This is a genomic window from Amycolatopsis thermalba, from assembly GCF_003385215.1.
Lineage (GTDB): Bacteria > Actinomycetota > Actinomycetes > Mycobacteriales > Pseudonocardiaceae > Amycolatopsis_E > Amycolatopsis_E thermalba.
Window position 1 is genome coordinate 1 of sequence record NZ_PQHW01000076.1, and the last position, 26494, is coordinate 26494.

Consider the following 26494-nt stretch of genomic DNA (forward strand, 5'->3'; position numbering starts at 1 on the left):
AAACTCTCCAACAATGCTAGAAAATCGATCCGGCTATAATTCATAGCCTCAAAGGAACCCACAAAGGGTTCTAGCTAATCAACTGGCTTTAGCTCACCAATACACTGTTGAGTTCTCAAACAACACGTCTTGTTGTGTCACCCGACGACCAACCAGCGACACGAAGTCTCACAACTCCGATTACACTGTGGTTTCGTCCGGCGGCGGTCACCCACTCTACCACCATCGGTGGGAGCTTGGTTCGTGACCCCCCGCCCGGATCCCGTTCCCTTGGGGCTTTTTCTCCCCGCCGGCCCGGTCTCCCTGGCGACGAAGAGAAGATTACATGCCCCGGAATGGGGTCCGAACAGGGGGGTCCCTTAACGGTAAAAGCGCTGATCAACTGCCTACCAAGGCAGGAAACCGCCCTCGGCGTGGAACTGCGCCGTGCCGCCCTCTCCGGGCGCCAGCGCGACGGCGACCCCGACCGCGGCTCCCTGGGCCGGATCGAGCTGCCCCGCGTGGTCGTTCAGATCGGTCGAGCAGAACCCCGGCTCGAACACGTTCACCGTGATCCCCTCCGCCCGGAGGTCGTTGGCGTAGGAGAGGCTCACCGCGTTCAGCGCCGACTTCGACGAGTTGTAGCCGAGGAGGAGCACCCCCGACTGGGGCGAGTCCGGGTCGGCCTGCAGAGAGACGGACGCCAGCGAGCTGGAGGTGTTCACGATCCGCGGCCGCTCGGACTTCCGCAGCAGCGGGAGGAACGCGTTGGTCACGCGGATGACCCCGAAGACGTTGGTCTCGTAGATCTCGCGGACCACGTCGGCGGACAACTCGGACGGACGCTCTCGTCCCCAGTCCAGGGCGACGCCCGCGTTGTTCATCAGGATGTCCAGCCGGCCGTACTGCTGCTCCACGGTCTTGGCCGCGGCGTCCACCGACGCCTGGTCCGTGACGTCCATGACCACCGACGTCGTACCCAGCTCCTCGGCCGCCTTCCGGCCGCGCTCCGGGTCCCGTGCCCCGACGATCGCCGTGACCCCCGCAGCCAGCAGCTGCCGGACGATTTCCTTGCCGATCCCCTTGTTCGCCCCGGTGACGAGGGCGATCTTCGTGTCTGTCACGCCTCCACCCTCGGCGGCCGGGAGCGGTCGCGGCAGAGACGGCGCAACCGGGGACTCGTGGTCCCTGGATACCGGCGTTCGGGGTCCCGGACACTGGAGGCATGGACAGGCGAGAACTCGGGGAGTTCCTGCGCACCAGGCGCGAGCGGCTCCGGCCGGCCGACGTCGGGCTGCCCACCGGATTGCGGCGGCGCACCCCTGGCCTGCGGCGGGAGGAGGTCGCCTCGCTCGCCGCGATCTCCACGGACTACTACGCGCGCCTCGAACAGGCCCGCGGTCCGCAGCCGTCGCGGCCGGTCCTGTCCGGGATCGCGCGGGCGCTGCGCCTGTCCGACGTCGAGCGCGCGCACCTGTTCCGCCTCGCCGGGGAGCAGCCCGGGCCGGCCGGCCCCTCCCCCGACGTGCCGTCCGGGATCCGGCACCTGCTGGACCGGCTCGACGACGCCGCCGCGATGGTCGTCGACGTCAAGTACGAGGTGCTGGCCTGGAACCCGCTGGCCGCCGTCATCTTCGACGACCTCTTCGCCCTGCCGCCCCGGGAGCGCAACCTCGCGCGCGACCGGTTCCTCCGGCCCGGCACCGGCCGCTACCCGGACACCTGGGAGCAGTTCGGCATCAACCTCGCCTCGGAACTGCGCGCAGCCGCCGCGAAGTACCCCGACGACCCGGGGCTGCGCGAGCTGATCGAGGACCTGCTGGCGGGCAGCGCGGAGTTCCGCGAGCTGTGGGCCCGGCACGACGTGATCGGGTGGCGCGGCCGCACCAAGACGCTGCACCACCCGCGCGTGGGCCGGTTCCAGGTCGAGTGCGAGGTGCTGCTCGTCTGCGACCGCGACCAGCGGGTCATCCTCTACACCGCCGAGCCCGGCAGCCCGGGGCACGAGGCGCTACAGCTGCTCAAGCTCCTCGGCACGGTTGCACCGGCGCGCTGACCACGGCACGCTCGTCAGGCGTGCCCACCTTGCTGATCGTGCACCACACGCCCTCGCCGAACGTGCAGGCCATGTTCGAGGCCGTCGTCTCCGGCGCGACCACCGACGAGATCGAAGGGGTGACCGTCGTGCGGCGGGCGGCCCTCGCGGCCACCGCCACCGACGTCCTGGAGGCGGACGGCTACCTGCTCGGCACCACCGCCAACCTCGGATACATGGCGGGCGCGCTCAAACACTTCTTCGACCAGGTCTACTACCCGTGCCTCGATTCCACGCGGGGCCGCCCGTTCGGGTGTTACGTGCACGGCGGCAGCGACGTCTCCGGGACGGTCCGCGGCATCGAGTCGATCACCACCGGGCTCGGCTGGGAGAAGGCGGCGCAGTTCGTCACCGTGACCGGGGAACCGTCGAAGGCCGATCTGGAGAAGTGCTGGGAACTCGGCGCCACCATGGCTGCCGGGCTGATGGAATAACAGAGTTACGTAACACTGTTACGATAGTCGTGGATCTCCCCCAGAGAGGAAGTTCGCGATGGTCGTCCTGTCCGGTCCCACCCAGCTGTTCACCGTGATCGCGCTGGTCTCGCTGCCGACCGTGATGTTCGGCGGGTACTCGCTGCTCGCCCTGCTCCGCAAGCGCAGGCTCACCGAGGAGCAACGGGCCTCCTTCCGCGCCGGGCACGCGCACGCCGGTGTGCTGCTCGTGCTGGCGCTGATCACCCTGCAACTCGTCGCCGCGGGCGGGCTCGGCGCCGCCGGGCAGTGGGTGGTCAGCGTCCTGCTGCTGATCGGGATCCTGGCGCAGTCCGGCGGCATGTTCCTCAACCTGCTGCCGGGGCGGAAGCCGCTCGCGCACGGGGTCACCGTCGGCGGCGCGGTGCTGCTCGCCGCGGCGATGATCACGACCGCGGCCGGGGTGGCGGTGGCCTGAGCGGCCACCGCCCTCACTTGCCGACGTTGCGGGCCAGCGCCGCCGGGTAGCGCTCGCCCGCCACGGCGTCCGCGGGGACGGCCGCCTCGATGCTCCGGATGTCCTCTTCGGACAGTTCGAGCGTCGCGGCGGCGACGTTCTCCGCCAGGTAGGTGCGGCGCTTGGTGCCGGGGATGGGGACGACGTCCGCACCCTGGTGCTGCACCCAGGCGAGCGCCAGCTGCCCGGCGGTCACGCCCTTCTCCGCCGCCAGCTTCCGCAGCGCCTCGACGATGCGCAGGTTCCAGTCCAGGTTGCCCTCGGCGAAGCGCGGCAGCTTGCGGCGCATGTCGTCGGCGGGCAGCTCCGCCGCCGTCGTGATGCTGCCGGTCAGGAAACCGCGGCCGAGCGGCGAGAACGGCACGATCCCGATGCCCAGCTCGCGGCAGGTGGGCACGATCTCGTCCTCGATGCCGCGGGTCCACAGGCTCCATTCGCTCTGCAGCGCGGTGACCGGGTGGACCGCGTGGGCGCGGCGGATCGTGTCCGCGGACGCTTCGGAGATGCCCAGGTGGCGCACCTTGCCCTCGGCGACCAGCTCGGACAGCGCGCCCCAGGTCTCCTCGACCGGGACGTCCGGGTCGACCCGGTGCTGGTAGTAGAGGTCGATGTGGTCGACGCCAAGGCGGCGCAGCGACTCTTCGAGGCACTGGCGGACGTAGGCGGCGTCACCGCGCACCTGCTGCCCCTCGGCGCCGAGGACGATGCCGAACTTCGTGGCCAGCACGACCTGGTCGCGCCGGCCGGCGATGGCGCGGCCGACCAGCTCCTCGTTGGCGCCGGTGCCGTAGACGTTCGCGGTGTCCAGCAGCGTCACGCCCAGTTCGAGCGCGCGGTGGATCGTCGCGATCGACTCCGCGTCGTCGTCGCGCACGCCGTAGGCCTGGCTCATGCCCATGCAGCCGAGGCCCTGCGCGCCGACCTCCAGTTCGCCCAGCTTCCTGGTCGGGATCACGCGGAGATCTCCTCCCGGACCACGCCGGCGGCGCCCGGGATGAGCGCGCAGATCCGGTCGTAGTTCTCGATCTTGTAGTTGAGGACGTCCATGCAGGCCTGCAGCTCGGCGATGCGTTCGGCGACCGACCGGCGCTGCTCGACCAGGATGGCCCGGCGGCGGCCGGCGCCGGCGTCACCGGCGGACCGCAGCTGCGCGTACTCCCGCATCATCTTGATCGGCATACCCGTGGTGCGGAGCTTGGTGAGGAACTCCAGCCACACGAGGTCGTCGTCGGAGTAGGCCCGCCTGCCCGCGGCGTCCCGGGCGGGCGGTTCGAGGAGTTTGATGCGCTCGTAGTAGCGGAGGGTGTCGATCGACAGCCCGCTGCGACGTGCGGCTTCCGCTATCGAGTAGCTCATGGTGCCGACACTACGACCTGGAGTGCACTCCAGGTCAAATCCTGATCCGGCGATTGATAACACTGTCGCGATAGCCTGGGCCCATGGCACGACCGCGCACCCACGACGAGGCGCTCCGGCTGAAACTGCTCGACCGGGCCGGTGAGCTGCTGTCCACGGACGGGCCGAAGGCGCTCAGCCTGCGCAAGCTCGCCGCCGACGCGGGCACCTCGACCACCGCCGTGTACTCGCTGTTCGGCGGCAAGCCCGAGCTGGTCAACGCCGTCTACCAGGAGGGGTTCCGGCGGTTCGGGGCGCGGTTGCGCGGGGTCGAGCGGTCCGGCGACCCGGTGGAGGACTTCGTGCGGCTCGGGCTGGCCTACCGGGAGAGCGCGCTGGCCGACCCGCACCTGTACTCGATCATGTTCACCAAGGCGGTGCCCGGGTTCGAGCCGGGGGCGGAGGCGTCGCGGGTCGCACGGGAGTCGCTCGCGCCGCTGGTCGACACCGTCCGCGCGGCGATCGGGGCCGGGCTGTTCCAGCCGGTCGCGCCCGAGGTGATCGCGGTCAGCGCGTGGGGCATCGTGCACGGGCTGGTGTCGCTGGAGCTGAACGGGAACCTGCCGCCCGGCTTCGACGTGGCCGGCTCCTACGAGGCGGCGCTGCGCGCTCATGCGGCCGGGTGGCGGTTGACCCAGGTCAGGGAGTAGCGGCGGAGCACGTGGCGCCGGTAGCGCACGCCAGGCAGGATTCGCCCGGCCGTGTCCCGGACCTGGCGGTAGCTCATCACCGGATCGGCCGTGGGCATGCCCGGCGGGCCGCTCGCGCCGCGCAGCACCTTGACGGTCCGCACGACGGGAGTGGCGGCGGCCCACATCGCCCAGTCCGCCACGGTCGCTTCCCGGGCGAAACCGACCACGACGAGGGTGCCGCCGGGGCGCAGCAGGTCGCGCATGCGGGTGAGGGCCCCTGCGAAGTCCATGTGGTGGATCGCCGTGACCGAGCAGACGAAGTCGTAACCCTCAGCGGGGAGGTCGGCGGTGAGGAAGTCGCCCTCGACGAACTCGGGACCGCCGCCCTGCTGCCGGGCGCGGGCGATCATCTCCGGCGAGCTGTCGATCCCGGTGACGCGCTTCGCCCGCGCGGTCAGCTTCCGCGCGAGCAGCCCGTCGCCGCAGCCGACGTCCAGGGCGTCGCCACAGCCGTCCGGCACGGCGCGCAGGATGTCCCGGTGCCGGGCGACGTTGGTGTTCCAGTACGGGTCAGCGGGCACCGTACTGGCGGTCCCCCGCGTCGCCGAGGCCGGGGACGATGAAGCCGGAGTCGTTGAGCCTCTCGTCGACGCTCGCGGTGACCACGCGGACCGGCAGGCCGGAGTCCTCCAGGTGCTTGAGCCCCTCCGGCGCGGCCAGCGCGCAGATCGCGGTGACGTCGGTGGCGCCGCGGCCGGTGAGCAGCCGGATCGTGTACTCCATCGAGCCGCCGGTGGCGAGCATCGGGTCGAGCACGAGCACCGGGCGGTCGGACAGGTCGTCGGGCAGCGACTCCATGTACGGCGTCGGCTGGAGGGTCTCCTCGTCGCGCGCCAGGCCGACGAAACCCATCTGCGCCTCGGGGATCAGCTTGTGCGCCTGGTCGGCCATGCCCAGCCCGGCGCGCAGGACGGGCACCAGCAGCGGCGGGTTCGCCAGGCGGACGGCGTCGGTGCGGGCGACCGGCGTGTGGATGCGCTCGGTGCGGACCGGCGCCTCGCGGGTGGCCTCGTAGATCAGCATGACGGTCAGCTCGTGCAGGGCCGCCCGGAAGGCCGCGCTGTCCGTGCGGGCGTCACGCATGGTCGACAGCCTGGCCTTGGCCAGCGGATGATCGACGACAAGCACGTCCATGACGCGTCACGGTAGCCGATCGGCACCGGCGAAAACCCGCCGCACATGGGCCGCGGCTCGGTACGCTCGCGCCGTGGAACAGCCTGGGACTCCCGAGCGCCCGCCGATGCGGGCTTCCGACGCGGACCGCGAACGGGTCGCGCAGGTCCTGCACAACGCGCTCGCCGAGGGCCGGATCACCGTGCAGGAGCTGGAAGAGCGGCTCGACACCGTGTACGCCGCCAAGACGCTCGCCGAACTGGAGCCGCCGGTCGCGGACCTGCCGGGCGTGCCGTCGGCCGCCGTGCAGCCGGCCGCTCCCCGCGCCCTCACCCCGGACCACCGCATCGGTGGCGTGCCCGGCTCGAAGGTCTCCGTCGCGGTGATGTCCGGCGTCACCCGCAAGGGTCCGTGGACGGTGCCGCCGGAGCACACCAGCGTCGCGTTCTGGGGCGGCGTCGAGATGGACCTGCGCGGCGCCCGGTTCGCCGAACGGCACACCACCATCACGGCCGTCGCGGTGATGGGCGGCATCGACATCGTGGTGCCCGACGACATCATCGTCGAGGTCACCGGCGTCGGGTTCATGGGCGCCTTCGAGAGCCAGGACCGCGAGGGCGCGTCCACGCAGCCCCCGCCGCCGGGCGCGCCGGTCGTCAAGGTCACCGGGCTCGCGTTCTGGGGCGCGGTCACGGTCGTGCGCAAACCGCGGAAGAACTAGCGCGAACCCAATCACCGCGCCGGGCGAATAGAGGGTGACAAGATCACCCGTCCCTCCGGAGGGAGGCGCCCGATGACCTTCGCGTCCGCGCGGACCGAAAGCGACGCCGGAATCATCGAACGCTCCTGGTTCGACGCCGACGCCTTCGCACTCATCTTCGACCGGCACGCCGCGACGGTGCACCGCTTCCTGGCCCGCCGGGTCGGCAGCGAACTCGCCGACGACCTGACCGGCCAGACGATGCTCGTCGCGTTCGACAAGCGGCGGCGTTTCGACGTCAGCCACCCGAGCGCGCTGCCGTGGCTCTACGGCATCGCGACCCATCTGATCAGCAGGCACCGGCGGACCGAAGCCCGGCGGTTGCGGGCACTGGCCAGAACCGGCCCCGCCCCGCACGAGGAGAACCACGACGACGTGGTCTCCGACCGGGTCAGCGCCGCGGCCCAGCCACTCGGGCAGGCCATCGCCCGGCTTTCCGCACCGGAACGGGACGTCCTGCTCCTCGTCGCGTGGGAGCACCTGTCCTACGACGAGGTGGCACTGGCGCTGGACATCCCGATCGGCACGGTCCGTTCCCGCCTGCACCGCGCCCGCACGAAGATGCGGGCCGCGCTTCCCATGGAGGACAACGATGAATGACCTCGACCTGATCACCCGCCTCCGGCCGGACGTCGCCGAGCCGGACCCCGTCGTGCTGAGCAGGCACCGGATGGCGATCCTGGAACGGGCCGCCGACCCGGCGCCGGTCCGGGCCGTGCGACCCCGGTTCAGGCCACGCCTGGCGATCTCCGGCGCCGCCGTCGCGGCGGCCGCCGCGGTCGCCGTCATGGTGGGCATCTCCGGGCCGGGAGCGCCACCCGCCACCGCGGCGACGGTGCTCTCCCTGGCTGCGGACGCGGCCGCCGCCGCGCCCGCCGGGCACGGCGACTGGACCTACACCAGCTCGGTGACCGTCTCCAGCGAAGACACGCGGCCCAAGCGCGTCGACACTTGGGTGAAGACGGACGGCTCCGAGGCGGAGGTCCGGGACGAGCGGGCGGCGCCCTGGCGCGGCGTGATTCCCGAAGTCGGTGAGCCGTCGCTGTACAACCAGAGCTACGACTACCTGGAGACCCTGCCGACCGACCCGGCGGCGCTGCGCGCGGAGATCTACCGGCAGGTCCAGGGTGATCTGGACCGGCTGGGCGTCCAGAACCTCTACACGGTCGACCAGTGGGCCTTCCAGATGATCGCGCACCTCGTCGACGGCGCGGCCCCGCCCGACCTCAAGGCCGCGCTCTACCGCGTCGCCGCCACGGTGCCCGGGGTGCAACTGATCGACGACATGTGGGACGTTTCGGGCCGGCACGGGCTCGGCGTGACGCGCACCACCACCAACGCCGGTGACATGACCACGCTGGTCTTCGACCGGGACACCTACCAGGTCCTCGGCTGGACCACGACCTCGCACGACGGCCGGGCAGCGGGTAAGGCACTGCTCGCCACCGGGCTCGTCGACGAGGCCGGGCAAACGCCGTAGTTCCCGACCGGACCGCGTCTCCGCACGGGGACGCGGTCCGGTACTAGCCTCTACGGGGTGAGCGCACCCACCCTGCCGGCCGCTCTCGCCGACGCCACCCGCGACGACGCGAGCCTCCGGCGCTTCCTGCACGGCCTGCCCGGCGTGGACCAGGTCGGGGTCGAGGCCCGGGCCACCGCCCTGGCGACCCGCAGCATCAAGAAGTCCAGCAAGCTCTGGGCCATCGACACCGCGATCTCGATGGTCGACCTGACCACGCTCGAGGGCGCCGACACGCACGGCAAGGTCCGCGCGCTGACCGCGAAGGCCCGGCGTCCCGACCCGGACCGCCCGGACACGCCGCAGGTCGCCGCGGTGTGCGTGTACCCGGACCTCGTCGCGACGGCCGTCGAAGGGCTCAAGGGCACGGACATCGGTGTCGCGAGCGTCGCCACCGCCTTCCCCTCCGGCCGGTCGTCCCGCCAGGTGAAGCTGGCCGACGTGGCGCTGGCGGTCGAGTCCGGCGCCACGGAAGTCGACATGGTGATCGACCGCGGTGCCTTCCTCGAAGGCCGGTACGGCGCGGTGTTCGAGGAGATCCAGGCCATCAAGGCCGCGTGTGGCACCGCGCACCTGAAGGTCATCCTGGAGACCGGCGAGCTGGTCACCTACGACAACGTGCGCCGCGCGTCCTGGCTGGCCCTGCTGGCCGGTGGCGACTTCATCAAGACCTCCACCGGCAAGGTCTCCCCCGCCGCGACCCTGCCGGTCACGCACGTGATGCTGCAGGCCGTGCGCGACTGGTTCACCGCGACCGGCGAGCTGCGTGGCGTCAAGCCGGCCGGTGGCATCCGCACCACCAAGGACGCGATCAAGTACCTGGTGGCCGTGCACGAGGTCGCCGGCGAGCAGTGGCTCACCCCGGAGCTGTTCCGGTTCGGCGCCTCCAGCCTGCTCAACGACCTGCTGCTGCAGCGGCGCACCCAGCACGACGGCCACTACAGCGGCCCCGACTACGTGGCGGTGGACTGATGCCTGCCTTCGAGTACGCGCCCGCGCCCGAGTCGCGCGACCTGGCGAACCTCAAGCCGAGCTACCGGCCGTTCATCGACGGCGAGTTCGTCGACGGCGGCGGCGAACCGCTGAAGACCGTCAACCCGGCGACCGAGGAGGTCCTCGCCGAAGTCTCCACCGCCAGCGCCGCCGACATCGACACCGCGGTCAAGGCCGCGCGCAAGGCGTTCGAGAAGACGTGGGGCCCGATGCCGGGCAGCGAGCGCGCGAAGTACCTGTTCCGCATCGCGCGGCTGATCCAGGAGTGCTCGCGGGAGCTGGCGGTGCTGGAGACGCTGGACAACGGCAAGCCGATCAAGGAGTCCCGGGACTCGGACCTGCCGCTGGTCGCCGCGCACTTCTTCTACCACGCGGGCTGGGCCGACAAGCTCGACTACGCCGGCTTCGGCCCGGATCCGAAGCCGCTGGGCGTGGCCGGGCAGATCATCCCGTGGAACTTCCCGCTGCTGATGCTGGCCTGGAAGATCGCGCCCGCGCTGGCCACCGGCAACACGGTGGTGCTCAAGCCGGCCGAGACGACCCCGCTCACCGCGCTGGTGTTCGGCGAGATCTGCCAGCAGGCCGGGCTGCCGCCGGGCGTGGTGAACATCCTGCCGGGCGCCGGTGACGTGGGCGCGCGGCTGGTCGGGCACCCGGGGGTGGACAAGATCGCGTTCACCGGGTCGACCGAGGTCGGCAAGCTGATCCAGCGCCAGGTCGCGGGCACGCCCAAGCGGCTCACGCTGGAGCTGGGCGGCAAGGCGGCGAACGTGGTGTTCGACGACGCGCCGCTGGACCAGGCCGTCGAGGGCATCGTCAACGGCATCTTCTTCAACCAGGGGCACGTGTGCTGCGCCGGGTCGCGGCTGCTCGCGCAGGAGTCCGTGGCCGACGAGCTGCTGGACAAGCTGCGGTACCGGATCTCGACGCTGCGGCTGGGCGATCCGCTGGACAAGAACACCGACGTCGGCGCGATCAACTCGGCCGAGCAGCTGGGCAAGATCCGGGAGCTGGCCGATTCCGGCGAGGCCGAGGGCGCGCAGCGGTGGACCAGCCCGTGCCCGGTGCCCGGCCGCGGGTTCTTCTTCGCCCCCACGGTGTTCTCCGGGGTGCACCAGTCGATGCGGATCGCGCGCGAGGAGATCTTCGGGCCGGTGCTGTCGGTGCTCACCTTCCGCACGCCGGACGAGGCGGTCGCGAAGGCCAACAACACGCCCTACGGGCTGTCTGCCGGGATCTGGAGCGAGAAGGGCTCGCGGATCCTGTGGATGGCGAACCGGCTGCGCGCCGGAGTGGTCTGGGCCAACACGTTCAACCGCTTCGACCCGGCGGCGCCGTTCGGCGGCTACCAGGAGTCGGGCTTCGGCCGCGAGGGTGGCCGCACGGGTCTGGAGGGATACCTCGATGTCTGAGCGGGTGACCGTCGCGAAGACGTACAAGCTGTTCATCGGCGGCAAGTTCCCGCGCTCGGAGTCCGGCCGGGTGTACCCGGTGAGCGACAGCAAGGGGAACTTCCTGGCTCATGCGGCGCACGCGTCACGCAAGGACGTCCGCGACGCGGTGGTGGCCGCGCGCAAGGCGTTCGGCGGCTGGTCGGGCGCGACCGCGTACAACCGCGGACAGGTGCTGTACCGGGTCGCGGAGATGCTGGAGGGGCGCCGCGACCAGTTCGTCGCCGAGGTCGGGGCGGCCGAGGGGTTGTCCGGGCGTCGCGCCGAGGCGGTCGTGGACGCCGCGATCGACCGCTGGGTCTGGTACGCGGGGTGGACGGACAAGGTGGCGAGCGTGCTGGGCGCGGCGAACCCGGTGGCCGGGCCGTACTTCTCGTTCACCGTGCCGGAGCCGGCCGGGGTGGTCGGGATCCTCGCGCCGCAGAAGTCGTCGCTGCTCGGACTGGTGAGCGTGCTCGCGCCGGCGTTGGCCACGGGGTGCACGGCGGTCGTGGTGAGCAGCGCGGAGCGGCCGCTGCCGGCGATCACGTTGTCGGAGGTGCTGGCGACGTCGGACCTGCCGGGCGGGGTGGCGAACATCCTCACCGGGCGGGCCGCGGAGCTGGGGCCGTGGCTGGCCTCGCACGGCGACGTGAACGCCCTGGACCCGACGGGCGCCGATGTGGAGGCGCGGGCGGAGCTGGCCCGGGAGGCGGCGGGCACGGTGAAGCGGGTGCTGGCGGTGCCGGCGGAGGAGCCGGACTGGACGCAGCGGCCGGACATCACCCGGCTACGGCGCTACCTGGAGGCAAAGACGGTCTGGCACCCGATGGGTGTCTGACGGTCGCGGGGTCGCGAGTGGCCTCCCCACGGCTTCGGCGCGGGGAAGCTGCCGCGACTCGGCAGGAACCGACGGGCGTGAACCCACCGGGCCGCGACTCGCGGCGGGGCCGGGCCCCGGAGGACGCGGCCGGTCGCGGGGTCGCTTGCGCCAGGCGCCGCGCAAGCCATCGGCGGGGTCGGTAGCCCGGCGGTCACGGTGACCGCCGCGCCCCGAAGCAAACCCTCGGCGGGCTCAGCGGTCCCGGTGGCGGCCGCGGGGGCGCCCGTGGCGGCCCCGCACCTCAGCGGGCGGGCCGCCGCGCGGAAACGCGAGCCGCGGTGGAGACGGGTGGCCCGGCGGGACGGTGACCACCGCGTCATGGCCCCGCCACGCAAGCCCTCGGCTGGGCTCAACGGGTCGCGGGGATGGCCCGCACCTCCGTGGCCCGGCCACCCGCGCGGAAGCGCAAGTCGCGGTGGGGTCGGGTGGCCCGGCGGTCCCGGTGGCTGCCGCGCCCCGCGGCCTCGCCAGACGAGGTCAGCGGTCGCGGGGACGACCCGCGCGGAACGCGAGCCGCGGCGGGGCCGGGTGGCCCAGCGACCCCCGGTGACTACCCCGCCAAGCAAGCCCTCGGCGGGCTCAGCGGTCGCGGTGGCGGCCGCGGGGGCGCCAGTGGCGGCCGCGCACCTCGGCGGCCGGGAAGTCCGGGTGGATCTCCGCGAACGCGGTGTCCGTGATGCCCATCAGCACCAGGTACTTGACGCCGTCGCGGGACAGTTCGGTGTCGCGGAGCCGGCCCTCCTCGCGGAAGCCGAGCCTCGCGTGCAGCGACAGCGACGCCACGTTGCCGCCGTAGATGCTGACCTCGCACTTGCGGTAGCCGCGCTCGCCGAACATGAAGCGCAGCAACGTGATCACCGCGTCGCCCGCGTAGCCGCACCGCCGGTGCTGCGGGCCGATCCCGATGCCGTAGCTGAAGCGGTCCGGCGAGTCCGCCTCGGTGGCCGAGAGCGAGCCGACCACCAGCCCGCCCCGCAGGGTCTCGATCGCGAAGTGGAAATCCGCCTCGGCGCGGTGGGCCGCCCAGTGCCGGTACTCACCGACGCGCCGCGTGTCGGCCGCCTCCCGGTCGAACCCCGCCAGCCTGCGCTGATCGGCCGGCGTGACCACCCGCAGCCGCACCTTCCGCCCGGCCCGCGCGGGCACACCGGCCCAGACCGGGGCGCGGTAGCGCGCCAGGTCGAGGCGGGGCGGAGGCAGCACCATCGCGAGCACCATACCGGTACCCGTCAATGGATTTGGAGGTCCTCGCCGGTGATCGGGCGCCCGGGCAACGGGCTGCCGGGACGCGCTCGCAGTCCGTCGAGCATGAGGACCGCCACGCGCTCGGAGGCCAGCAACGTGGGGTCGTCCACGGCCGACGGCCGGCGCAGGACCAGCGACAACAGGATGGCGACGTCCCCGGTGCCGATGTCGGCGCGCACCGATCCCTCGGCCTGCGCCGCGCGGACGATCGCGTCCAGTTCGGCCAGCAGCGCGTCGCGGAACTCCGCGGTCTGCCGGTCGCCCTTGAGGATCTCCCTGGCCCGCTCGGAGACCAGCGCGAGCTGGACGCTCGCCTGCAGCTGGTGCGACCGGCCGGCCAGGCGCACCAGCGCGTCCCACGCCGTCGGCTCCTCGGCCGCCGCCTCCCGCGCGTCGGCGAGGACCTGCGCGAAGCTCTCCCGCGCCACGGCCCGGATCAGCGCCTCCCGGTCGGGAAACCGCCGGTAGAGCGTGCCGACGCCGACCCCGGCGGTACGCGCGATCTCCTCCATCGGCACGTCCGGCCCCGCGGCGGCGAACACCTGGCGGGCGGCGGCGACGATCTGGTCGCGGTTGCGCCGGGCGTCCGCGCGCAGCCGGGTCTCCGAAGCCGTCATGTCGTTCCTCTCCGTGACCCCCGCCAGATTCTCTCACCCGAACGTACGTGGACGAAAAGCTTCCACATCAGTACGTTGAGCAATAAGTGGACGACATCCTTCCACATTTTGTCCGGATTGGGGTGGAACCGTGACCGCTCAGCTTCCCGCCACACTGCCCATCACCCGCGGCTGTCCCTACGGGCCACCGGACGAGCACCGCAGGCTGCGGGAGGAGGCGCCGGTCCAGCGCGTGACCCTGCCCAGTGGCGAGCCGGCCTGGGCGCTCACCCGGCACGAGGACATCCGGACGATGCTGACCGACCCGCGGTTCAGCTCCGACCGGCGCCACCCGAAGTTCCCGCTGCTGGTCAAGGGGCAGCGCCTGAACACCACGTTCCGCGCGTCGCTGATCGGCATGGACCCGCCGGAGCACGGCCCGGCGCGGCGCAAGGTGGTCGGCGAGTTCACGGTGCGGCGCATGGCGGCGCTGCGCCCGCGCATCCAGGAGATCGTCGACCAGCACATCGACGCGATGCTCGCCGGCCCCAAGCCGGCCGATCTGGTGAAAGCGCTCTCCCTGCCGGTGCCGTCACTGGTCATCTGCGAGCAGCTCGGCGTGCCCTACGCCGACCACGAGTTCTTCCAGCTGCACTCGTCGCGCCTGATCAGCCGGGTCACCCCACCGCTGGAGCGCAAAGCCTCCATCGACGCGTTGCGCGACTACCTCGCGGACCTGATCGAGCAGAAGGCGAAGGCGCCCGCCGACGACCTGCTCAGCCGCCAGCTCGACAAGCAGGACGACCGCGAGGAGCTGGTGAGCCTGGCGTTCCTGCTGCTCATCGCGGGCCACGAGACCACGGCGAACATGATCTCGCTGGGCACCATGGCGTTCCTGGAACACCCGGAGGACATCGAGAAGATCCGGCAGGACCCGTCGAAGACCCTGCCCGCGGTCGAGGAACTGCTGCGGTACTTCACGATCGCCGAGTTCGCGGCCTCCCGCGTCGCGGTCGAGGACGTGGAGATCGGCGGCGTCCTGATCAGGGCCGGCGAGGGCGTGGTGCCGCTGACCAACCTCGCCAACCGCGACCCGGACGCGTTCGACCACCCCGAGGAGCTGGACATCGAGCGCGGCGCGCGGCACCACCTGGCGTTCGGATTCGGCGCGCACCAGTGCCTCGGCCAGAACCTCGCCCGGATGGAGCTGCAGATCGTGTTCGACACGCTGTTCCGGAAGGTCCCCGGCCTGCGCCCGGCCGTGCCACTGGACTCCCTGCCGTTCAAGGACGACGCGAGCGTCTACGGTATTCACGAGTTCCCGGTGACCTGGTAGGAGGAGCCATGCGCATCGTCGCGGACACCGATCTCTGCATCGGCGCGGGCCAGTGCGTCCTGACCGAACCGGAGGTGTTCGACCAGGACGACGACGGCACGGTCGTGGTCCTGGTCGAGCACCCCGAGGGTGCGCAGCTGGACAGCGCCCGCGAGGCCGTCAAGCTGTGCCCCGCCATGGCGCTGTCCCTGCAGGAGTAGCTACTTCACCGCGCCCATCGACAGGCCGCGGACCAGGTGGTTCTGCGCGATCCACCCGACGATCATCACCGGCAGCGAGGCCAGCAGCGCGGCCGCGGACAGCTGCGCCCAGTACAGGCCCTCGCTGGTGATGAACCCGACGAGGAACACCGGCACCGTGCCGGCCCGCGCCGCGGTCAGGTTGACCGCGTAGAAGAACTCGGTCCACGAGAAGATGACGCAGATCAACGCGGTCGCCGCGATGCCGGGCGCGACCACGGGCAGGATCACCCGGTACAGCAGGGTCGGGAGGTTCGCCCCGTCGACGCGCCCGGCCTCGATCATCTCGGTGGGCACCTCGAGGAAGAACGAGCGCATCATCCAGATCGCCAGCGGCAGGTTCATCGCCGTGTAGAGGATGACCAGCGCCCACACGTTGTCCAGCAGCTGCGTGCGCTGCGAGATGACGTACAGCGGGATGATCGCGGCGACGATCGGCAGCATCTTCGTGGACAGGAAGAACCCGAGCACGTTGCTGGTCTTGGGCACCGGGGCCAGCGACAGCGCGTAGGCCGCCGGCACGCCCAGGAGCAGCACGATCAGCGTGGACAGGATCGTCACGAACGCCGAGTTGCCCAGGTAGGGCAGGAACCCGCGCTCGAAGATGCTCGCGAACTGGTCCAGCGTCGGGGTGAACGCGATCCGCGGCGGATCGGTGTAGGCGTCGGCCTCCTGCTTGAACGCGGTCAGCACCATCCAGATCAGCGGGAACACGAACAGGATGGCGACCACCCACGTCGCCGTGGTCAGGGAGGCGGGGCCGAGCCGCCTGCGCACGGTGCTCACTTCACGACCCCCTTGCTCACGTCGAACGCGCGGAACATCAGGCGCAGCGCGAAGGTCGCCACGATCAGCGTCAGGATCACCACGATGACGCCCATCGCCGAGGACTGGCCGATGTCGAAGCCCTGGAAGGCCCGCTGGTAGATGTAGTACGGCAGGTTCGTGCTCGCGGTGCCCGGACCGCCCTGGGTCATCAGGAAGATCGCGTCGAAGCTGTTCACGATGTAGATCGCGCCCAGCAGCACCGACAGCTGCAGGTACCGGGACAGGTGCGGCAGCGTGATGGAGGCGAACGTGCGCCACCGGCCGGCGCCGTCGACCTGCGCGGCCTCCAGCACGTCCTTCGGCTGGCTCTGCAGGCCGGCCAGGATCAGCAGCATCATGAACGGGGTCCACTGCCACACGACCTGCGCCATGACCGAGGCCAGCGGGAACTCCGACAGCCAGTCGGTCTCGCCGCCGAAGACGAAGTTCAGCAGCCCGTAGGTCGGGTCGAACATCGTCGTCTTCCACAGCAGCGCCCCGGCGGCGGGCAGGATGAGGAACGGCGTGATCAGCAGCGTCCGCACCACACCGCGGCCGAGGAACTTGCGGTCCAGCAGCAGCGCCAGGCCGAGCCCGAGCAGCAGCGCGACGAACACGCACACCACCGTCAGCACGACGGTGTTGAGCATCGCGCCGCGGAACTGGGAGTCGGCGAACACGTCGAGGTAGTTCTGCAGGCCGACGAAGTGCTGCGAACCCGGCCGCACGAGGTTCCACGACTGGAACGAGTACACCACCGTGAGGACGAACGGGATCTGGGTCACCACGATGGTGAACAACAGCGCGGGCAGCAGGGGCGCACGACGGACCCACGGGATCGCGCCCTTGCGCTTCACCGGTTTCGCGTCGGCCCTCTGTCCACTTGCCACAGTGGGCGCCACGGCGGTCATTTCGTCTCCCGGTAGGAATCGCCGACGGTCTGCGCGTACTCCTGCGACTGCTCGATGGCCTCGTCGACGGTGATCTGCCCGGCGATCGCGGCCGACAGCTCCTGGCTGACCCGGGTGCCCAGGTCCTGGAACTCGGGGATGCCGACGAACTGGATGCCCGGGTAGGGCACCGGCTTGGTCATCACCTTGCGCTGGTCGGCCGCGTCGATGCCGTCCAGCGTCGGCTGGGCGTAGGCCTTCGCGGCCTCGGCGTACTCGGGGATCCGGTAGGTGGAGAACCGGCAGCCGGGCGGGACGCGGTTCCAGCCGTAGGTCTCGCCGACCGTCCGCACGAACTCCTTGTTCGTCATCCACTGCAGGAACTTCCAGGCGTCCGCCTTGTTCTTGCCGACCTTCGGGATCGCCAGCGCCCACGTGTAGAGCCAGCCGCTGGCCTCGGTCTTCACCACCGGCGCGGCCACGTACCCGGACTTGCCGACGACCTTGCTCGACTCCGGGTCCTCGTTCGTCCCGGCCATGACCGTGGCGTCGTACCACATCGCGGCCTGGCCCTGACCGTAGCGCGTGCCGCACTCGGAGAACCCGGCGCTGGACGCGCCGACCTCACCGTGCTCGCGGACCAGGTTGACGTAGAAGTTCGCGGCCTCGCGGAACTCCGGGGTGTCCAGCTTCGCGTTCCAGTCCTGGTCGAACCACTGCGCGCCGAAGGTGTTGGCGACCGTGGTGAACGGCGCGAGGCTCTCGCCCCAGCCGGGCTTGCCGCGCAGGCAGATGCCGGCGACGCCGGCCGCCTTGTCGTCCAGCTTCGCGGCGAAGTCGGCGATCTGCTGCCACGTCGGGCGCTCCGGCATGGTCAGCCCGGCCTGTTCGAACAGGTCCTTGCGGTAGGCCAGGAACGACGACTCGCCGTAGAACGGCACCGCGTACATCGAGCCCTGGTAGGACAGCGAGTCGCGGATGCTCGGGATGAAGTCGCCCGGGTCGTAACCGGGGCTGGCGTCGATGTAGGGCTGGAGGTTCTCCAGCCAGCCGTTGGCCGCCCACTGCGGGGTCTCGTAGTTGCTGATCATCACCGCGTCGAACTCGCCCCCCTGGGTGGCGGTCGAGGCGGTGATCTTCGCGCGCGCCTGGTTCTCCGGCAGCGACACGAACTTGAGCTTCACGCCGGGGTTCGCCGCCTCGAACTCGTGCGACAGCGAGATGGCGTCGTTCATCTGCGGGTTCGCCACGATCGCGATGACCAGGGTGTTGCCGCCCGCGCCGAGCGCGCCGGCGCCCGCGCAGCCGGTCAGGGTGAGCAGCGCGGCGACCGCGAGGAGTGCCAGGCGCTCACGCATCCCGGGCTCCCGGCAGCACCTGCACCTTCAGACCCGCGCCACTGCGCATCAGGTCCAGGGCGTCGGGGAACCGCTCCAGCGGCAAGGCATCGGTCAGCAGGGCCTTCGTGGCGACCGCGCCGGAGGACACCAGGTCCAGCGCGGCGCCGTAGGAGTGCAGAACAGCCATCGAACCCACCACCGTGATCTCGTCGTTGTAGATCCGGAAGGGCGAAAGCGCGACGCGCGCCTCCGCCGGGGCGACGCCGAAGACGAGCAGACGCCCGCCGCGGCGCAGCGAATCGAACGCGGCCTCGATCGCCGGGGCCGCACCGGTGCAGTCGGCCGCCGCGTCGAACCGCTCACCGTCCAGTTCGGACACGTCGGTGGCGACGGCGTGCGCGCCGAGGTCCTTGGCCCGCGGCAGGCGGGACGCGTTGCGGTCGACCACCGTGACGCGCGCGCCGGCCCGCTGCAGGAGCATCTGCATGATCAGGCCCATGGTTCCGGCGCCGACGACCAGGAAGTGCTCGCCCGCCTCGACCCCGATGCGGCGGACACCGTGCACGGCGCAGGACACCGGCTCGACCAGCGCGCCCTCCTGCCAGGACAGGTGGTCCGGCAGGCGGTAGCAGGTGCTGGCGGGCACTGCCACGTACTCGGCGAAGGCGCCGTTGACGGTGTCGCCGGTGGCGCCCCAGTTTTCGCAGAGGTTGCCGTGGCCGGCGCGGCACGGGTCGCAGTAGCCGCAGAACAGGGACGGGTCGACGGCCACCCGGTCGCCGACCTGCCAGCCGCCGGGGACGTTCTTGCCGATCTCGACGATCTCGCCGGCGAACTCGTGGCCGGGGACGATCGGGTAGGGCGTCGGCGGGAAGTGGCCGTCGGCGATGTGCAGGTCGGTGCCGCAGATGCCGCACGCGCCGACCTTGATCACGACGTCGCGCTCCCCCGGGGTGGGATCGGGAACCTCGCCGACCCTGATGGAGCCCGGCTGATCGACGATGGCGGCGCGCATGCCGTCTCACCTCTTCCTGCGCTCATCTGAGCGCGTCACGACTCTGTGGTCACATGCTTGGTCATGCATTAGAGGGGTTTTGGCGGTTTCTCGTCAACGGGATGCGAGCTATAGTGCTCAAATGAGCGAGATGGGCGTGGTGGACGGGCTCACCGCGACGCTGGTGGCGCACCGGTTCTACGTGCTGGGGCAGTCCAAGATCGAGATCGCCGCCGACTTCGGGATCAGCAGGTTCAAGGTGGCCCGGCTCATCGACGCGGCGCTGGAGCGGGGACTGGTGCGGGTGGAGTTCGCGCCGCCGGCGCCGATCGACGTGCGGTTGTCCGACGAGCTGCGGTCCGCGTACGGGCTGCGGCAGGCGTTCGTGCTCAATCGAGCGGCCAGCGCCGGGCCGCGGGCGCAGGTGCGGCAGCAGATCGGCGGGTTCGCGGCGCGGCTGCTGTCGGAGACGGTCACCGAGGACGACGTGGTGGGGTTGTCGTGGGCGCGGTCGGTGAACGCGATGGCGGCGGCGGTGCAGCGGCTGCCGAGGTGCCCGATCGTGCAGCTGTGCGGGGTGCAGGCCGGGATGGACATGCGGGACCGGTCGGTGGAGACGGTGCGGCGGGTGGCGGAGGTGTCCGGCGGCGACGCGTACCCGATCTACGGGCCGCTGGTGCTGCCGGACCGCCGGACGACGGAGATCCTGCGGCGGCAGCCGGGGATCGCGGAGACGGTCGCGCAGTTCCCGCGCCTGACGAAGGCGGTGGTGAGCATCGGGGCGTGGCTGCCGGGCGAGTCGACGGTGTACGACGCGGTGTCCCCGGCCGAACGCGAGGCGATCACGGCGCGGGGCGCTCGGGCGGAGGTCGCGGCACGGCTGTTCGACGGCGAGGGGAAGCCGCTGTCGACCGGGCTGGCGCACCACGTGCTGGCGATCGACACGGCGGAGCTGCTGAAAGTGCCCGAGGTGATCGCGCTGGGCTACACGGCACCGAAAGCGGAGGCGATCGACGCCGTGCTGCGATCCGGCCTGGTGTCGACGCTGATCACGGACACCCCGGCGGCGGAGGGGGCGCTGCGGCTTCGCGGCGCGTGACGCGCGCGAGTCCCACGCTCGCGAACGCGAGTCCCACGCTCAGCACCGCGAGTTCCACGCTCAGCACCGCGAGTTCCACGCTCAGCGAAAGCGCCGCGGCGCGCGAACGTGGAACTCGCGCGCGGGAACGTGGGACTCGCGGTGCGGTTGGGCTTACTTGACCCGCACCGGCAGGCTGTCCACGCCGTAGACGATCGACGTCCGGCGGTAGCTCAGCTGCTCCGGCTCGATGTCCAGCCGCAGGTCGGGGAAGCGCCGCACCAGCGCCGGGTACGCCGCGCGCAGCTCCATGCGTGCCAGCTCCGCCCCGATGCACCGGTGCGCGCCCCAGCCGAAGGCCAGGTGCTGCGTCGCCGGTCGGGTGGGGTCGAAGGACTCCATCCCGGCGCCCAGGGCGGCGTCCCGGTTGGCCCCGCTCAGCGACACGAACACGATGTCGCCCTTGGCGATCTCCTGCCCGCCGACCGTCACGTCCTCGCGCGCGAACCGCGGGAACGCCACCTGCACCACCGTCAGGTACCGCAGCAGCTCCTCGACGAAATCGCGGGCCGCCTCGTCGGAATCGCGCACCAGTTCGAACGTCGGCCGGTCCCGCAGCAGCACGATCGCGCCGAGCGCCAGCATGCTCGCCGTCGTCTCCAGGCCGCCGGTCAGCACACCGTCGGCGAGTCCGGCCAGCTCCTGGTCCGAGATGTTGTCGCCGTGCTCCTTCACCAGCATCCCGAGCAGGCCGTCACCCGGCTCGACGCGCTGCTTCCGCACGATTTCGAGCAAATAGGACAGTGACTCGGAGATCGCGCCGAACGACGCGCCCGCCCCGGCGAACAGGTCGAACCGGACCGTGCTCAGCCGCTGGAAGTCGTCACGGTCCTCATAGGAGACCCCCAGCAGTTCGCAGATCGTCAGCGACGGGATCGGCAGCGCGAACGACTGCATCAGGTCGACCGTGCCGCCGTCCTTCTCCATCGCGTCGAGCTGCTCGGTGATGATCTCGTCGATGCGCGGCGTGAGCCGGTTCAGCCGCCGCATCGTGAACTCCGGCGTCAGCATCTTGCGCAGCCGCGTGTGGTCCGGCGGGTCGGCGAACCCGAGCCCACCGGGATTCTGCTCGGCCGACAACCCCGCCTTGCCGACGAGGTTGGTGTAGTCGTTGCTGAACTTGTCCGTGGCGGCGAGCACTTCCTTCGCCTCGCCGTAACCGGTGACCAGCCACGCGGTGATGCCGAAGGGCAGCGGCAACCGGCTGACCGGCGCCGCTTGCCTGGTCGCGCCCAGTTCGGGCACGGGGTCCAGACCGTCGCGGCGCAGCGGCATGAGCGCAGAATCGGGCAAAACCGACAGGTCGAAGCCCTTTTTCTGCGCTCTGGCGAGGTAACGGCGGCCCACCCAGGAAACCACCCGTTCGCGAAGCCCCATGGGCGCAGGTTACACGCGGATCCCGACGATTCCGGCGTCGCAAGCGAAGTCACTCGCGCAGGTGGTGCAGGTCACCCACTAGGTCGGCATCTGGTCTGGACCGGGTGGGGGCGGGTACATCGTGGCGTCAACCACAACCAGGGGAGTGAGCTGTAATGCCTGACAGGGCCCGCCTCGGGACGGTCGCCGCCGCGGTGTGCGTCCTCCTGCCGTTCGGCTCGGCCGTGGCGAGCGCCGCGCCGGCCGAGTCCGTTCTCGCGCAGGAGCAGCTGCGGGACATACCCCCGGGATTGTGGGGCCTGCTGGGGCTGCTGGGCCTGTTCGGGCTGGTTGGGCTGGCCCGGCGCGGGCCGAAGCGCAACGCCAAGAACCCGCTGGCCGGGTACTCCGGCGAGGACGAGATTTCGCGTGGGCAGGGGCGTCACCACGCGCCGCCGGCGCAGCGGGCCGGATCGCCGATGGACATCCTGCCCGGGCAGAACCCGCAGGCCGAGCGGCCCCCGGCGATGGATCCGGCGGCGTCCCACGCACCGATGCCCGACCCGAGGCGCCCGGTGGCCAAGACACCGGCCGACGTGCCGATGCCGTCGTACGGTTCGGCGTACCCGGCGGAGTCCGGGGGGCCGACTTATGGCTCCGGTGAGGTGCCGTCCGGGACGCAGGGCGCTTACGCGGCGAGCGATGCGCCGTCCGCTGCGCAGACGGCTTACCCCTCCGGGGAGATGCCCTACGCCACCCAGGCGACCTACGCCTCTGGGGAGGTGCCCTCCGCCACACAGGCGACCTACAGCTCCGGTGAAGCACCGTCCAGTGCGCAGCCTGCCTACCCCTCCGGGGAGATGCCCTCCCCGGCACAAGCCACCTACGGCTCCGGGGAGATGCCCTCCCCCACACAAGCCACCTACGCCTCCGGCGAAGCACCGTCCAGCGCGCAGACTGCCTACCCCTCCGGCGAGATGCCCTCCGCGGCACAAGCCACCTACGGCTCCGGGGAGATGCCCTCCCCCACACAAGCCACCTACGCCTCCGGCGAAGCACCGTCCAGCGCGCAGACTGCCTACCCCTCCGGCGAGATGCCCTCCGCGGCACAAGCCACCTACGGCTCCGGGGAGATGCCCTCCGGCACCCAGGCCACCTACGCCTTTGGCGAGGGGCCGTCCGGGGCTCAGTCCGCCTACGCGTCGGGCGAACCGGCGTCCGGCGCCCATGCCTCGTACGCCCGCGACGAGATGCCCTCAGGCGCGCAGGCTGCCTACGCCTCCGGCGAGGTGCCGTCCGGGGCTCAGCGTCCGTACGCCTCCGGGGGTGTGCCGTCCGCCGCGCAGTCTGCCTACCCCTCTGGGGAGATCCCCTCAGGCGGCCAGCCCACGTACGCGTCGGGTGAGGTGCCGTCCGGGGGGCAGCAGCCCGCCTACGCCTCCGGCAACGTGCCGTCCGTCGGCTCGCCGATGGACATGGCGCCCACCGCGCCCACACCGGCGCTGTACCGCCGCAACCCGGAGCCCTTCCCACAGACCGACCAGGACCCGCCGCCGCAGCAGCCGGCCGTTCCGCAGCAGCAGGGCTCGACGGGCACGTTCGCCGGCTTGCCCCGCTACCCAGAAACCGCCGCGCCGGACCCAGGCCCGGTCGACGCCGGGCCCCGACACCGGCGCTGACCGACCCCCTCGCCGCGGCGCCCAGCCCCCAGGACGCCGCGGCGAGGGGACTTATGCACGACACCCGAGAGCCGGCACTGGAGAACTGGGGCCGCGACGGCGGAAAGACCCGGGCGGGGCCTCCCGACGCCAGCCCCGAGACGGAGGCGGCCTGAAGCCGCGCCGCAACGCCACTGACGGCAGCACGAGCCGAGCGGGCCCGCCGAGGCCAGCCCGACATGGCGCTGGCCAGAAGCCGCGCCGCGGACACCGCTGGACGGCAGGCACCAGCCGGGCCCGCCTCCCCCACCAACCACCAGCACGAGGCCAACCAGCAGCCCGCGCCGCGGACACCGCTGGACGGCAGGCGCGAGCCGGGTGGACATCCCGGAGTCAGCGCCCGCTGCGGCCGACCAGAAGCTGTGTCGGCATGCCGCTGGGTGGGAAGGAGCTGGACCGGCCTCCCCGTCCGGCTTCACCCTCGGCAAGGGGCCAAGCAGGCACCGCCCAACACCACCAGGCGGACAACAAGCCTCCACGCGAGCCCCAGCGCCGACCACCAGCCGCCGGGGGAACCACCCGAGCTACCGGCGGCTCAGAGCTGGTCCACCGCCGTCACCCGCAGCACCGCCGTGCCTGCCTCGTCCGAGGCGGGCAGGTCCACCTCGGCGCTGATGCCCCAGTCGTGGTCGCCCGCGGGGTCGTCGAAGATCTGCCTCACCCGCCACACCTCGGGCTCCTTCTCGATCATCAGCATCGCCGGGCCGCGGGCGTCCGGGCCGATCCCGATCGACTCGTGCTGCTCGTAGTAGGCCTCCAGCGCGGCCTCCCACTCGATGTCGTTCCAGCCGGACGCCGCGTCCAGCTCCCCCAGCTCCGCGTACGCCCGCCGGGCCGCCAGTTCGACCCGCCGGAACATCTGGTTGCGCACCAGCACCCGGAACGCCCGCTCGTTGCCCGTGACCGGCGGCGGCTTCTCCGGCAACGCCTGCGCCACGACCGGCTGCTCCCCCGGGTGCCGCAGCGCCTCCCACTCGTCCAGCAGGCTCGAGTCGACCTGGCGCACCATCTCGCCGAGCCACGCGATCAGGTCCTCCAGCGGCTCGGTCTTCGCCTCGTCCGGCACCGTCCGGCGCAGCGCGTCATAGGTGTCGGCCAGGTACCGCAGCACCAGCCCCTCCGACCGCGCCAGCGAGTAGAAGTTGACGTACTCGACGAAGTTCATCGCCCGCTCGTACATGTCCCGCACGACCGACTTCGGCTTCAGCTCGTAGTCGGCGACCCACGGGTGCCCGCGCCGGTACGTCTCGTACGCCGCCTCCAGCAGCTCCTCCAGCGGCTTCGGGTAGGTCACCTCGTCGAGCAGCGCCATCCGCTCCTCGTACTCGACCCCCTCGGCCTTCAACGCCGCGACCGCCGCGCCGCGCGCCTTGAACTGCTGCTGCGACAGCACCGGCCGCGGGTTCTCCACTGTGGACTCGATCACCGACACCACGTCGAGCGCGTACGACGGCGACTCGGTGTCCAGCAGCTCGATCGCGGCCAGCGCGAACGGCGACAGCGGCTGGTTCAGCGCGAAATCCAGCTGCAGGTCCATGGTCAGCCGCACGATCCGGCCCGCGGAGTCCGGTTCGGACAGCCGCTCCACGACCCCCGCGGCCACCAGCGCGCGGTAGATCGCGATCGCCCGGCGGATGTGCTTGCGCTGCGACGGCCGGTCCTCGTGGTTGTCCTCCAGCAGGTGCCGCATGTGCTGGAAAGCGTTGCCCGGCCGCGAGATCACGTTCAGCAGCATCGCGTGACTCACCTGGAAACTGGAGGTCAGAGGCTCGGGCGGGGACGAGATCAACCGCTCGAACGTGCTTTCGGTCCAGTTGACGAACCCCTCGGGCGCGTTCTTGCGGACGATCTTGCGCTTCTTCTTCGGGTCGTCGCCCGCCTTCTGCAGCGCCTTCGCGTTCTCGATCACGTGGTCCGGCGCCTGCACCACGACGTAGCCGTCGGTGTCGTACCCGGCGCGGCCCGCGCGCCCGGCGATCTGGTGGAACTCGCGTGCCTTGAGGTGCCGCTGGCGCACCCCGTCGTACTTGGTCAGCGCGGAGAACACCACCGTGCGGATCGGCACGTTGATGCCGACGCCGAGCGTGTCGGTCCCGCAGATCACCTTGAGCAGCCCGGCCTGCGCGAGCTGCTCGACCAGCCGCCGGTACTTGGGCAGCATGCCGGCGTGGTGCACGCCGATGCCGTGCCGCACCAGCCGCGACAGGGTCTTGCCGAACCCGGCGGAGAACCGGAAGTCGCCGATCGCCTCGGCGAGGGCGTCCTTCTCGGCGCGGGTGGTGACGTTGATGCTCATCAGCGCCTGCGCCCGCTCGATCGCGGCGGCCTGCGAGAAGTGCACCACGTAGACCGGGGCCTGCCCGCCGGTGAGCAGCTCGGTCATCGTCTCGTGCAGCGGGGTCAGCGCGTACCGGTAGGTCAGCGGCACCGGGCGCTGCGCGGACGTGACCACGGCGGTGGTCCGGCCGGTGCGGCGCGTCAGATCCTTCTCGAAGAACGTGACGTCACCGAGCGTGGCCGACATCAGCACGAACTGTGCGTTCGGCAGCTCCAGCAGCGGCACCTGCCACGCCCAGCCGCGGTCGGGCTCGCTGTAGAAGTGGAACTCGTCGGCCACGACCTGGCCGACCGGGGCGTCCGCACCGAACCGCAACGCGATGTTCGCCAGGATTTCCGCGGTGCAGCAGATGATGGGGGCATCCGGGTTGACCGCGGAGTCGCCGGTCATCATCCCGACGTTGTCGGCGCCGAAGATCTCGATGAGCTGGAAGAACTTCTCCGAGACCAGCGCCTTGATGGGCGCGGTGTAGTAGCTGCGCTTGCCGTGGGCCATCGCGGTGAAGTGGGCACCCACCGCGACCAGGCTCTTTCCCGAGCCGGTGGGGGTGGACAGGATCACGTTGGCGCCGGAGACGACCTCGATCAGCGCCTCTTCCTGCGCCGGGTACAGCTCGAGCCCGCGTTCGGCCGTCCAGGCCGAAAACGTCTCGAACAGCGTGTCGGGATCCGGATCCGCTGGCAGGAGGTCTGAAAGGGTCATTGTGGG

At 71.3% G+C, this 26494-nt stretch carries 27 protein-coding genes; 14 read left to right on the plus strand and 13 right to left on the minus strand.

What is annotated here, in order from left to right:
• Window positions 1-386: 386 nt before the first annotated feature.
• Window positions 387-1103: an SDR family NAD(P)-dependent oxidoreductase gene (locus D0D15_RS25330; protein ID WP_094004066.1), complete on the minus strand. Its 717-nt coding sequence runs from the start codon at window positions 1101-1103 to the stop codon at window positions 387-389.
• Window positions 1104-1204: 101 nt separating this feature from the next.
• On the opposite strand from D0D15_RS25330, the gene D0D15_RS25335 reads away from it, so the two are divergent.
• Genes D0D15_RS25335 through D0D15_RS25345 form a run of 3 tightly spaced genes read left to right on the plus strand, consistent with a single transcriptional unit; the run spans window position 1205 to window position 2965 of the window.
• The gene (locus tag D0D15_RS25335; RefSeq protein WP_094004065.1) at window positions 1205-2035 is read left to right on the plus strand and encodes a helix-turn-helix transcriptional regulator; all 831 of its coding nucleotides are present in this window, start codon (window positions 1205-1207) and stop codon (window positions 2033-2035) included.
• 20 nt (window positions 2036-2055) lie between these two features.
• On the plus strand, window positions 2056-2508 hold the full coding sequence (locus D0D15_RS25340; RefSeq protein ID WP_094004064.1) for a flavodoxin family protein: 453 nt from the start codon (window positions 2056-2058) through the stop codon (window positions 2506-2508).
• A 58-nt stretch (window positions 2509-2566) separates the two neighbouring features.
• On the plus strand, window positions 2567-2965 hold the full coding sequence (locus D0D15_RS25345; RefSeq protein WP_094004063.1) for a hypothetical protein: 399 nt from the start codon (window positions 2567-2569) through the stop codon (window positions 2963-2965).
• Between the two features lie 13 nt (window positions 2966-2978).
• Here D0D15_RS25345 and D0D15_RS25350 read toward each other — a convergent pair whose 3' ends face one another.
• Complete coding sequence (locus D0D15_RS25350) at window positions 2979-3959, minus strand: aldo/keto reductase (protein WP_162830658.1); 981 nt, start codon at window positions 3957-3959, stop codon at window positions 2979-2981.
• Window positions 3956-4360: a MerR family transcriptional regulator gene (locus D0D15_RS25355; protein WP_094004062.1), complete on the minus strand. Its 405-nt coding sequence runs from the start codon at window positions 4358-4360 to the stop codon at window positions 3956-3958. The genes D0D15_RS25350 and D0D15_RS25355 overlap by 4 nt, the downstream gene beginning before the upstream one ends.
• An 83-nt stretch (window positions 4361-4443) precedes the next feature.
• Between D0D15_RS25355 and D0D15_RS25360 the strand changes: the two genes are divergently transcribed.
• Entirely contained in the window at window positions 4444-5049 is a 606-nt protein-coding gene (locus D0D15_RS25360) for a TetR/AcrR family transcriptional regulator (RefSeq protein ID WP_094004061.1), read from the plus strand.
• On the opposite strand, the gene D0D15_RS25365 is transcribed toward D0D15_RS25360, so the two are convergent.
• Together D0D15_RS25365 and upp are read right to left on the minus strand one after the other, a co-directional pair.
• The gene (locus D0D15_RS25365; RefSeq protein ID WP_094004060.1) at window positions 5010-5612 is read right to left on the minus strand and encodes a class I SAM-dependent methyltransferase; all 603 of its coding nucleotides are present in this window, start codon (window positions 5610-5612) and stop codon (window positions 5010-5012) included. The two genes, D0D15_RS25360 and D0D15_RS25365, sit on opposite strands and share 40 nt — an antisense overlap.
• Window positions 5602-6225: a uracil phosphoribosyltransferase gene (gene upp / locus D0D15_RS25370; protein WP_094004059.1), complete on the minus strand. Its 624-nt coding sequence runs from the start codon at window positions 6223-6225 to the stop codon at window positions 5602-5604. The genes D0D15_RS25365 and upp overlap by 11 nt, the downstream gene beginning before the upstream one ends.
• 106 nt (window positions 6226-6331) lie before the next feature.
• On the opposite strand from upp, the gene D0D15_RS25375 reads away from it, so the two are divergent.
• The 6 genes from D0D15_RS25375 to D0D15_RS25400 all read left to right on the plus strand — a co-directional run bounded on the left by D0D15_RS25375 (window position 6332) and on the right by D0D15_RS25400 (window position 11747).
• On the plus strand, window positions 6332-6925 hold the full coding sequence (locus tag D0D15_RS25375) for a DUF1707 SHOCT-like domain-containing protein (RefSeq protein WP_094004058.1): 594 nt from the start codon (window positions 6332-6334) through the stop codon (window positions 6923-6925).
• A 72-nt stretch (window positions 6926-6997) separates the two neighbouring features.
• On the plus strand, window positions 6998-7564 hold the full coding sequence (locus tag D0D15_RS25380; RefSeq protein ID WP_094004057.1) for an RNA polymerase sigma factor: 567 nt from the start codon (window positions 6998-7000) through the stop codon (window positions 7562-7564).
• Window positions 7557-8444 carry a CU044_5270 family protein gene (locus D0D15_RS25385; protein ID WP_094004056.1) on the plus strand — a complete coding sequence of 296 codons (888 nt, stop codon included), beginning with the start codon at window positions 7557-7559 and terminating at the stop codon, window positions 8442-8444. The genes D0D15_RS25380 and D0D15_RS25385 overlap by 8 nt, the downstream gene beginning before the upstream one ends.
• A 57-nt stretch (window positions 8445-8501) precedes the next feature.
• Window positions 8502-9455 (plus strand): deoxyribose-phosphate aldolase, encoded by a 954-nt coding sequence (gene deoC, locus D0D15_RS25390; protein ID WP_094004055.1) that lies wholly within the window; start codon window positions 8502-8504, stop codon window positions 9453-9455.
• Window positions 9455-10888, plus strand: coding sequence for an aldehyde dehydrogenase family protein (locus D0D15_RS25395; protein WP_094004054.1), 1434 nt, complete (start codon window positions 9455-9457; stop codon window positions 10886-10888). The genes deoC and D0D15_RS25395 overlap by 1 nt, the downstream gene beginning before the upstream one ends.
• Window positions 10881-11747 (plus strand): aldehyde dehydrogenase family protein, encoded by an 867-nt coding sequence (locus tag D0D15_RS25400; protein WP_094004053.1) that lies wholly within the window; start codon window positions 10881-10883, stop codon window positions 11745-11747. The genes D0D15_RS25395 and D0D15_RS25400 overlap by 8 nt, the downstream gene beginning before the upstream one ends.
• A gap of 621 nt (window positions 11748-12368) precedes the next feature.
• Here D0D15_RS25400 and D0D15_RS25405 read toward each other — a convergent pair.
• Entirely contained in the window at window positions 12369-13007 is a 639-nt protein-coding gene (locus tag D0D15_RS25405; protein ID WP_094004052.1) for a GNAT family N-acetyltransferase, read from the minus strand.
• Window positions 13008-13018: 11 nt separating this feature from the next.
• Window positions 13019-13651: a TetR/AcrR family transcriptional regulator gene (locus tag D0D15_RS25410; protein ID WP_094004051.1), complete on the minus strand. Its 633-nt coding sequence runs from the start codon at window positions 13649-13651 to the stop codon at window positions 13019-13021.
• 130 nt (window positions 13652-13781) lie between these two features.
• Between D0D15_RS25410 and D0D15_RS25415 the strand changes: the two genes are divergently transcribed.
• Together D0D15_RS25415 and D0D15_RS25420 are read left to right on the plus strand one after the other, a co-directional pair.
• On the plus strand, window positions 13782-14966 hold the full coding sequence (locus D0D15_RS25415) for a cytochrome P450 (protein ID WP_094004050.1): 1185 nt from the start codon (window positions 13782-13784) through the stop codon (window positions 14964-14966).
• An 8-nt stretch (window positions 14967-14974) separates the two neighbouring features.
• Window positions 14975-15166, plus strand: a complete 192-nt coding sequence (locus D0D15_RS25420; protein ID WP_094004049.1) for a ferredoxin — start codon at window positions 14975-14977, stop codon at window positions 15164-15166.
• On the opposite strand, the gene D0D15_RS25425 is transcribed toward D0D15_RS25420, so the two are convergent.
• From D0D15_RS25425 to D0D15_RS25440, 4 genes are read right to left on the minus strand one after another with little or no spacing between them, the layout of a single operon-like run.
• Entirely contained in the window at window positions 15167-15982 is an 816-nt protein-coding gene (locus D0D15_RS25425) for a carbohydrate ABC transporter permease (RefSeq protein ID WP_369806769.1), read from the minus strand. It abuts the gene before it with no gap.
• Window positions 15983-15987: 5 nt separating this feature from the next.
• A complete protein-coding gene (locus D0D15_RS25430; RefSeq protein WP_094004047.1) occupies window positions 15988-16923 on the minus strand; it encodes a carbohydrate ABC transporter permease in 936 nt (311 codons plus the stop codon).
• On the minus strand, window positions 16920-18260 hold the full coding sequence (locus tag D0D15_RS25435; RefSeq protein ID WP_094004046.1) for an ABC transporter substrate-binding protein: 1341 nt from the start codon (window positions 18258-18260) through the stop codon (window positions 16920-16922). The genes D0D15_RS25430 and D0D15_RS25435 overlap by 4 nt, the downstream gene beginning before the upstream one ends.
• A complete protein-coding gene (locus tag D0D15_RS25440; RefSeq protein ID WP_094004045.1) occupies window positions 18253-19257 on the minus strand; it encodes a zinc-dependent alcohol dehydrogenase family protein in 1005 nt (334 codons plus the stop codon). The genes D0D15_RS25435 and D0D15_RS25440 overlap by 8 nt, the downstream gene beginning before the upstream one ends.
• A 121-nt stretch (window positions 19258-19378) precedes the next feature.
• Here D0D15_RS25440 and D0D15_RS25445 point away from each other — a divergent pair, with 121 nt between their 5' ends.
• Window positions 19379-20335 carry a sugar-binding transcriptional regulator gene (locus D0D15_RS25445; protein WP_233157113.1) on the plus strand — a complete coding sequence of 319 codons (957 nt, stop codon included), beginning with the start codon at window positions 19379-19381 and terminating at the stop codon, window positions 20333-20335.
• A gap of 153 nt (window positions 20336-20488) precedes the next feature.
• Here D0D15_RS25445 and D0D15_RS25450 read toward each other — a convergent pair whose 3' ends face one another.
• Window positions 20489-21751, minus strand: coding sequence for a cytochrome P450 (locus tag D0D15_RS25450; protein ID WP_094004044.1), 1263 nt, complete (start codon window positions 21749-21751; stop codon window positions 20489-20491).
• Window positions 21752-21906: 155 nt separating this feature from the next.
• On the opposite strand from D0D15_RS25450, the gene D0D15_RS25455 reads away from it, so the two are divergent.
• The gene (locus D0D15_RS25455; protein WP_115944790.1) at window positions 21907-23409 is read left to right on the plus strand and encodes a hypothetical protein; all 1503 of its coding nucleotides are present in this window, start codon (window positions 21907-21909) and stop codon (window positions 23407-23409) included.
• Window positions 23410-23983: 574 nt separating this feature from the next.
• Here D0D15_RS25455 and D0D15_RS25460 read toward each other — a convergent pair.
• The gene (locus D0D15_RS25460) at window positions 23984-26488 is read right to left on the minus strand and encodes a DEAD/DEAH box helicase (RefSeq protein WP_094004032.1); all 2505 of its coding nucleotides are present in this window, start codon (window positions 26486-26488) and stop codon (window positions 23984-23986) included.
• Window positions 26489-26494 lie beyond the last annotated feature (6 nt).

Bases quoted from the DNA above. Each gene is read 5' to 3' on its own strand.
- D0D15_RS25440 (WP_094004045.1), bottom strand. From the start codon at position 19,257: ATGCGCGCCGCCATCGTCGATCAGCCGGGCTCCATCAGGGTCGGCGAG.
- D0D15_RS25345 (WP_094004063.1), top strand. From the start codon at position 2,567: ATGGTCGTCCTGTCCGGTCCCACCCAGCTGTTCACCGTGATCGCGCTG.
- D0D15_RS25360 (WP_094004061.1), top strand. From the start codon at position 4,444: ATGGCACGACCGCGCACCCACGACGAGGCGCTCCGGCTGAAACTGCTC.
- D0D15_RS25375 (WP_094004058.1), top strand. From the start codon at position 6,332: ATGCGGGCTTCCGACGCGGACCGCGAACGGGTCGCGCAGGTCCTGCAC.
- D0D15_RS25430 (WP_094004047.1), bottom strand. From the start codon at position 16,923: ATGACCGCCGTGGCGCCCACTGTGGCAAGTGGACAGAGGGCCGACGCG.
- D0D15_RS25450 (WP_094004044.1), bottom strand. From the start codon at position 21,751: ATGGGGCTTCGCGAACGGGTGGTTTCCTGGGTGGGCCGCCGTTACCTC.
- D0D15_RS25395 (WP_094004054.1), top strand. From the start codon at position 9,455: ATGCCTGCCTTCGAGTACGCGCCCGCGCCCGAGTCGCGCGACCTGGCG.
- D0D15_RS25400 (WP_094004053.1), top strand. From the start codon at position 10,881: ATGTCTGAGCGGGTGACCGTCGCGAAGACGTACAAGCTGTTCATCGGC.
- D0D15_RS25405 (WP_094004052.1), bottom strand. From the start codon at position 13,007: ATGGTGCTCGCGATGGTGCTGCCTCCGCCCCGCCTCGACCTGGCGCGC.
- D0D15_RS25445 (WP_233157113.1), top strand. From the start codon at position 19,379: ATGAGCGAGATGGGCGTGGTGGACGGGCTCACCGCGACGCTGGTGGCG.
- upp (WP_094004059.1), bottom strand. From the start codon at position 6,225: ATGGACGTGCTTGTCGTCGATCATCCGCTGGCCAAGGCCAGGCTGTCG.
- D0D15_RS25455 (WP_115944790.1), top strand. From the start codon at position 21,907: ATGCCTGACAGGGCCCGCCTCGGGACGGTCGCCGCCGCGGTGTGCGTC.
- D0D15_RS25435 (WP_094004046.1), bottom strand. From the start codon at position 18,260: ATGCGTGAGCGCCTGGCACTCCTCGCGGTCGCCGCGCTGCTCACCCTG.
- D0D15_RS25380 (WP_094004057.1), top strand. From the start codon at position 6,998: ATGACCTTCGCGTCCGCGCGGACCGAAAGCGACGCCGGAATCATCGAA.
- D0D15_RS25420 (WP_094004049.1), top strand. From the start codon at position 14,975: ATGCGCATCGTCGCGGACACCGATCTCTGCATCGGCGCGGGCCAGTGC.
- D0D15_RS25385 (WP_094004056.1), top strand. From the start codon at position 7,557: ATGAATGACCTCGACCTGATCACCCGCCTCCGGCCGGACGTCGCCGAG.
- D0D15_RS25335 (WP_094004065.1), top strand. From the start codon at position 1,205: ATGGACAGGCGAGAACTCGGGGAGTTCCTGCGCACCAGGCGCGAGCGG.
- D0D15_RS25355 (WP_094004062.1), bottom strand. From the start codon at position 4,360: ATGAGCTACTCGATAGCGGAAGCCGCACGTCGCAGCGGGCTGTCGATC.
- D0D15_RS25410 (WP_094004051.1), bottom strand. From the start codon at position 13,651: ATGACGGCTTCGGAGACCCGGCTGCGCGCGGACGCCCGGCGCAACCGC.
- D0D15_RS25460 (WP_094004032.1), bottom strand. From the start codon at position 26,488: ATGACCCTTTCAGACCTCCTGCCAGCGGATCCGGATCCCGACACGCTG.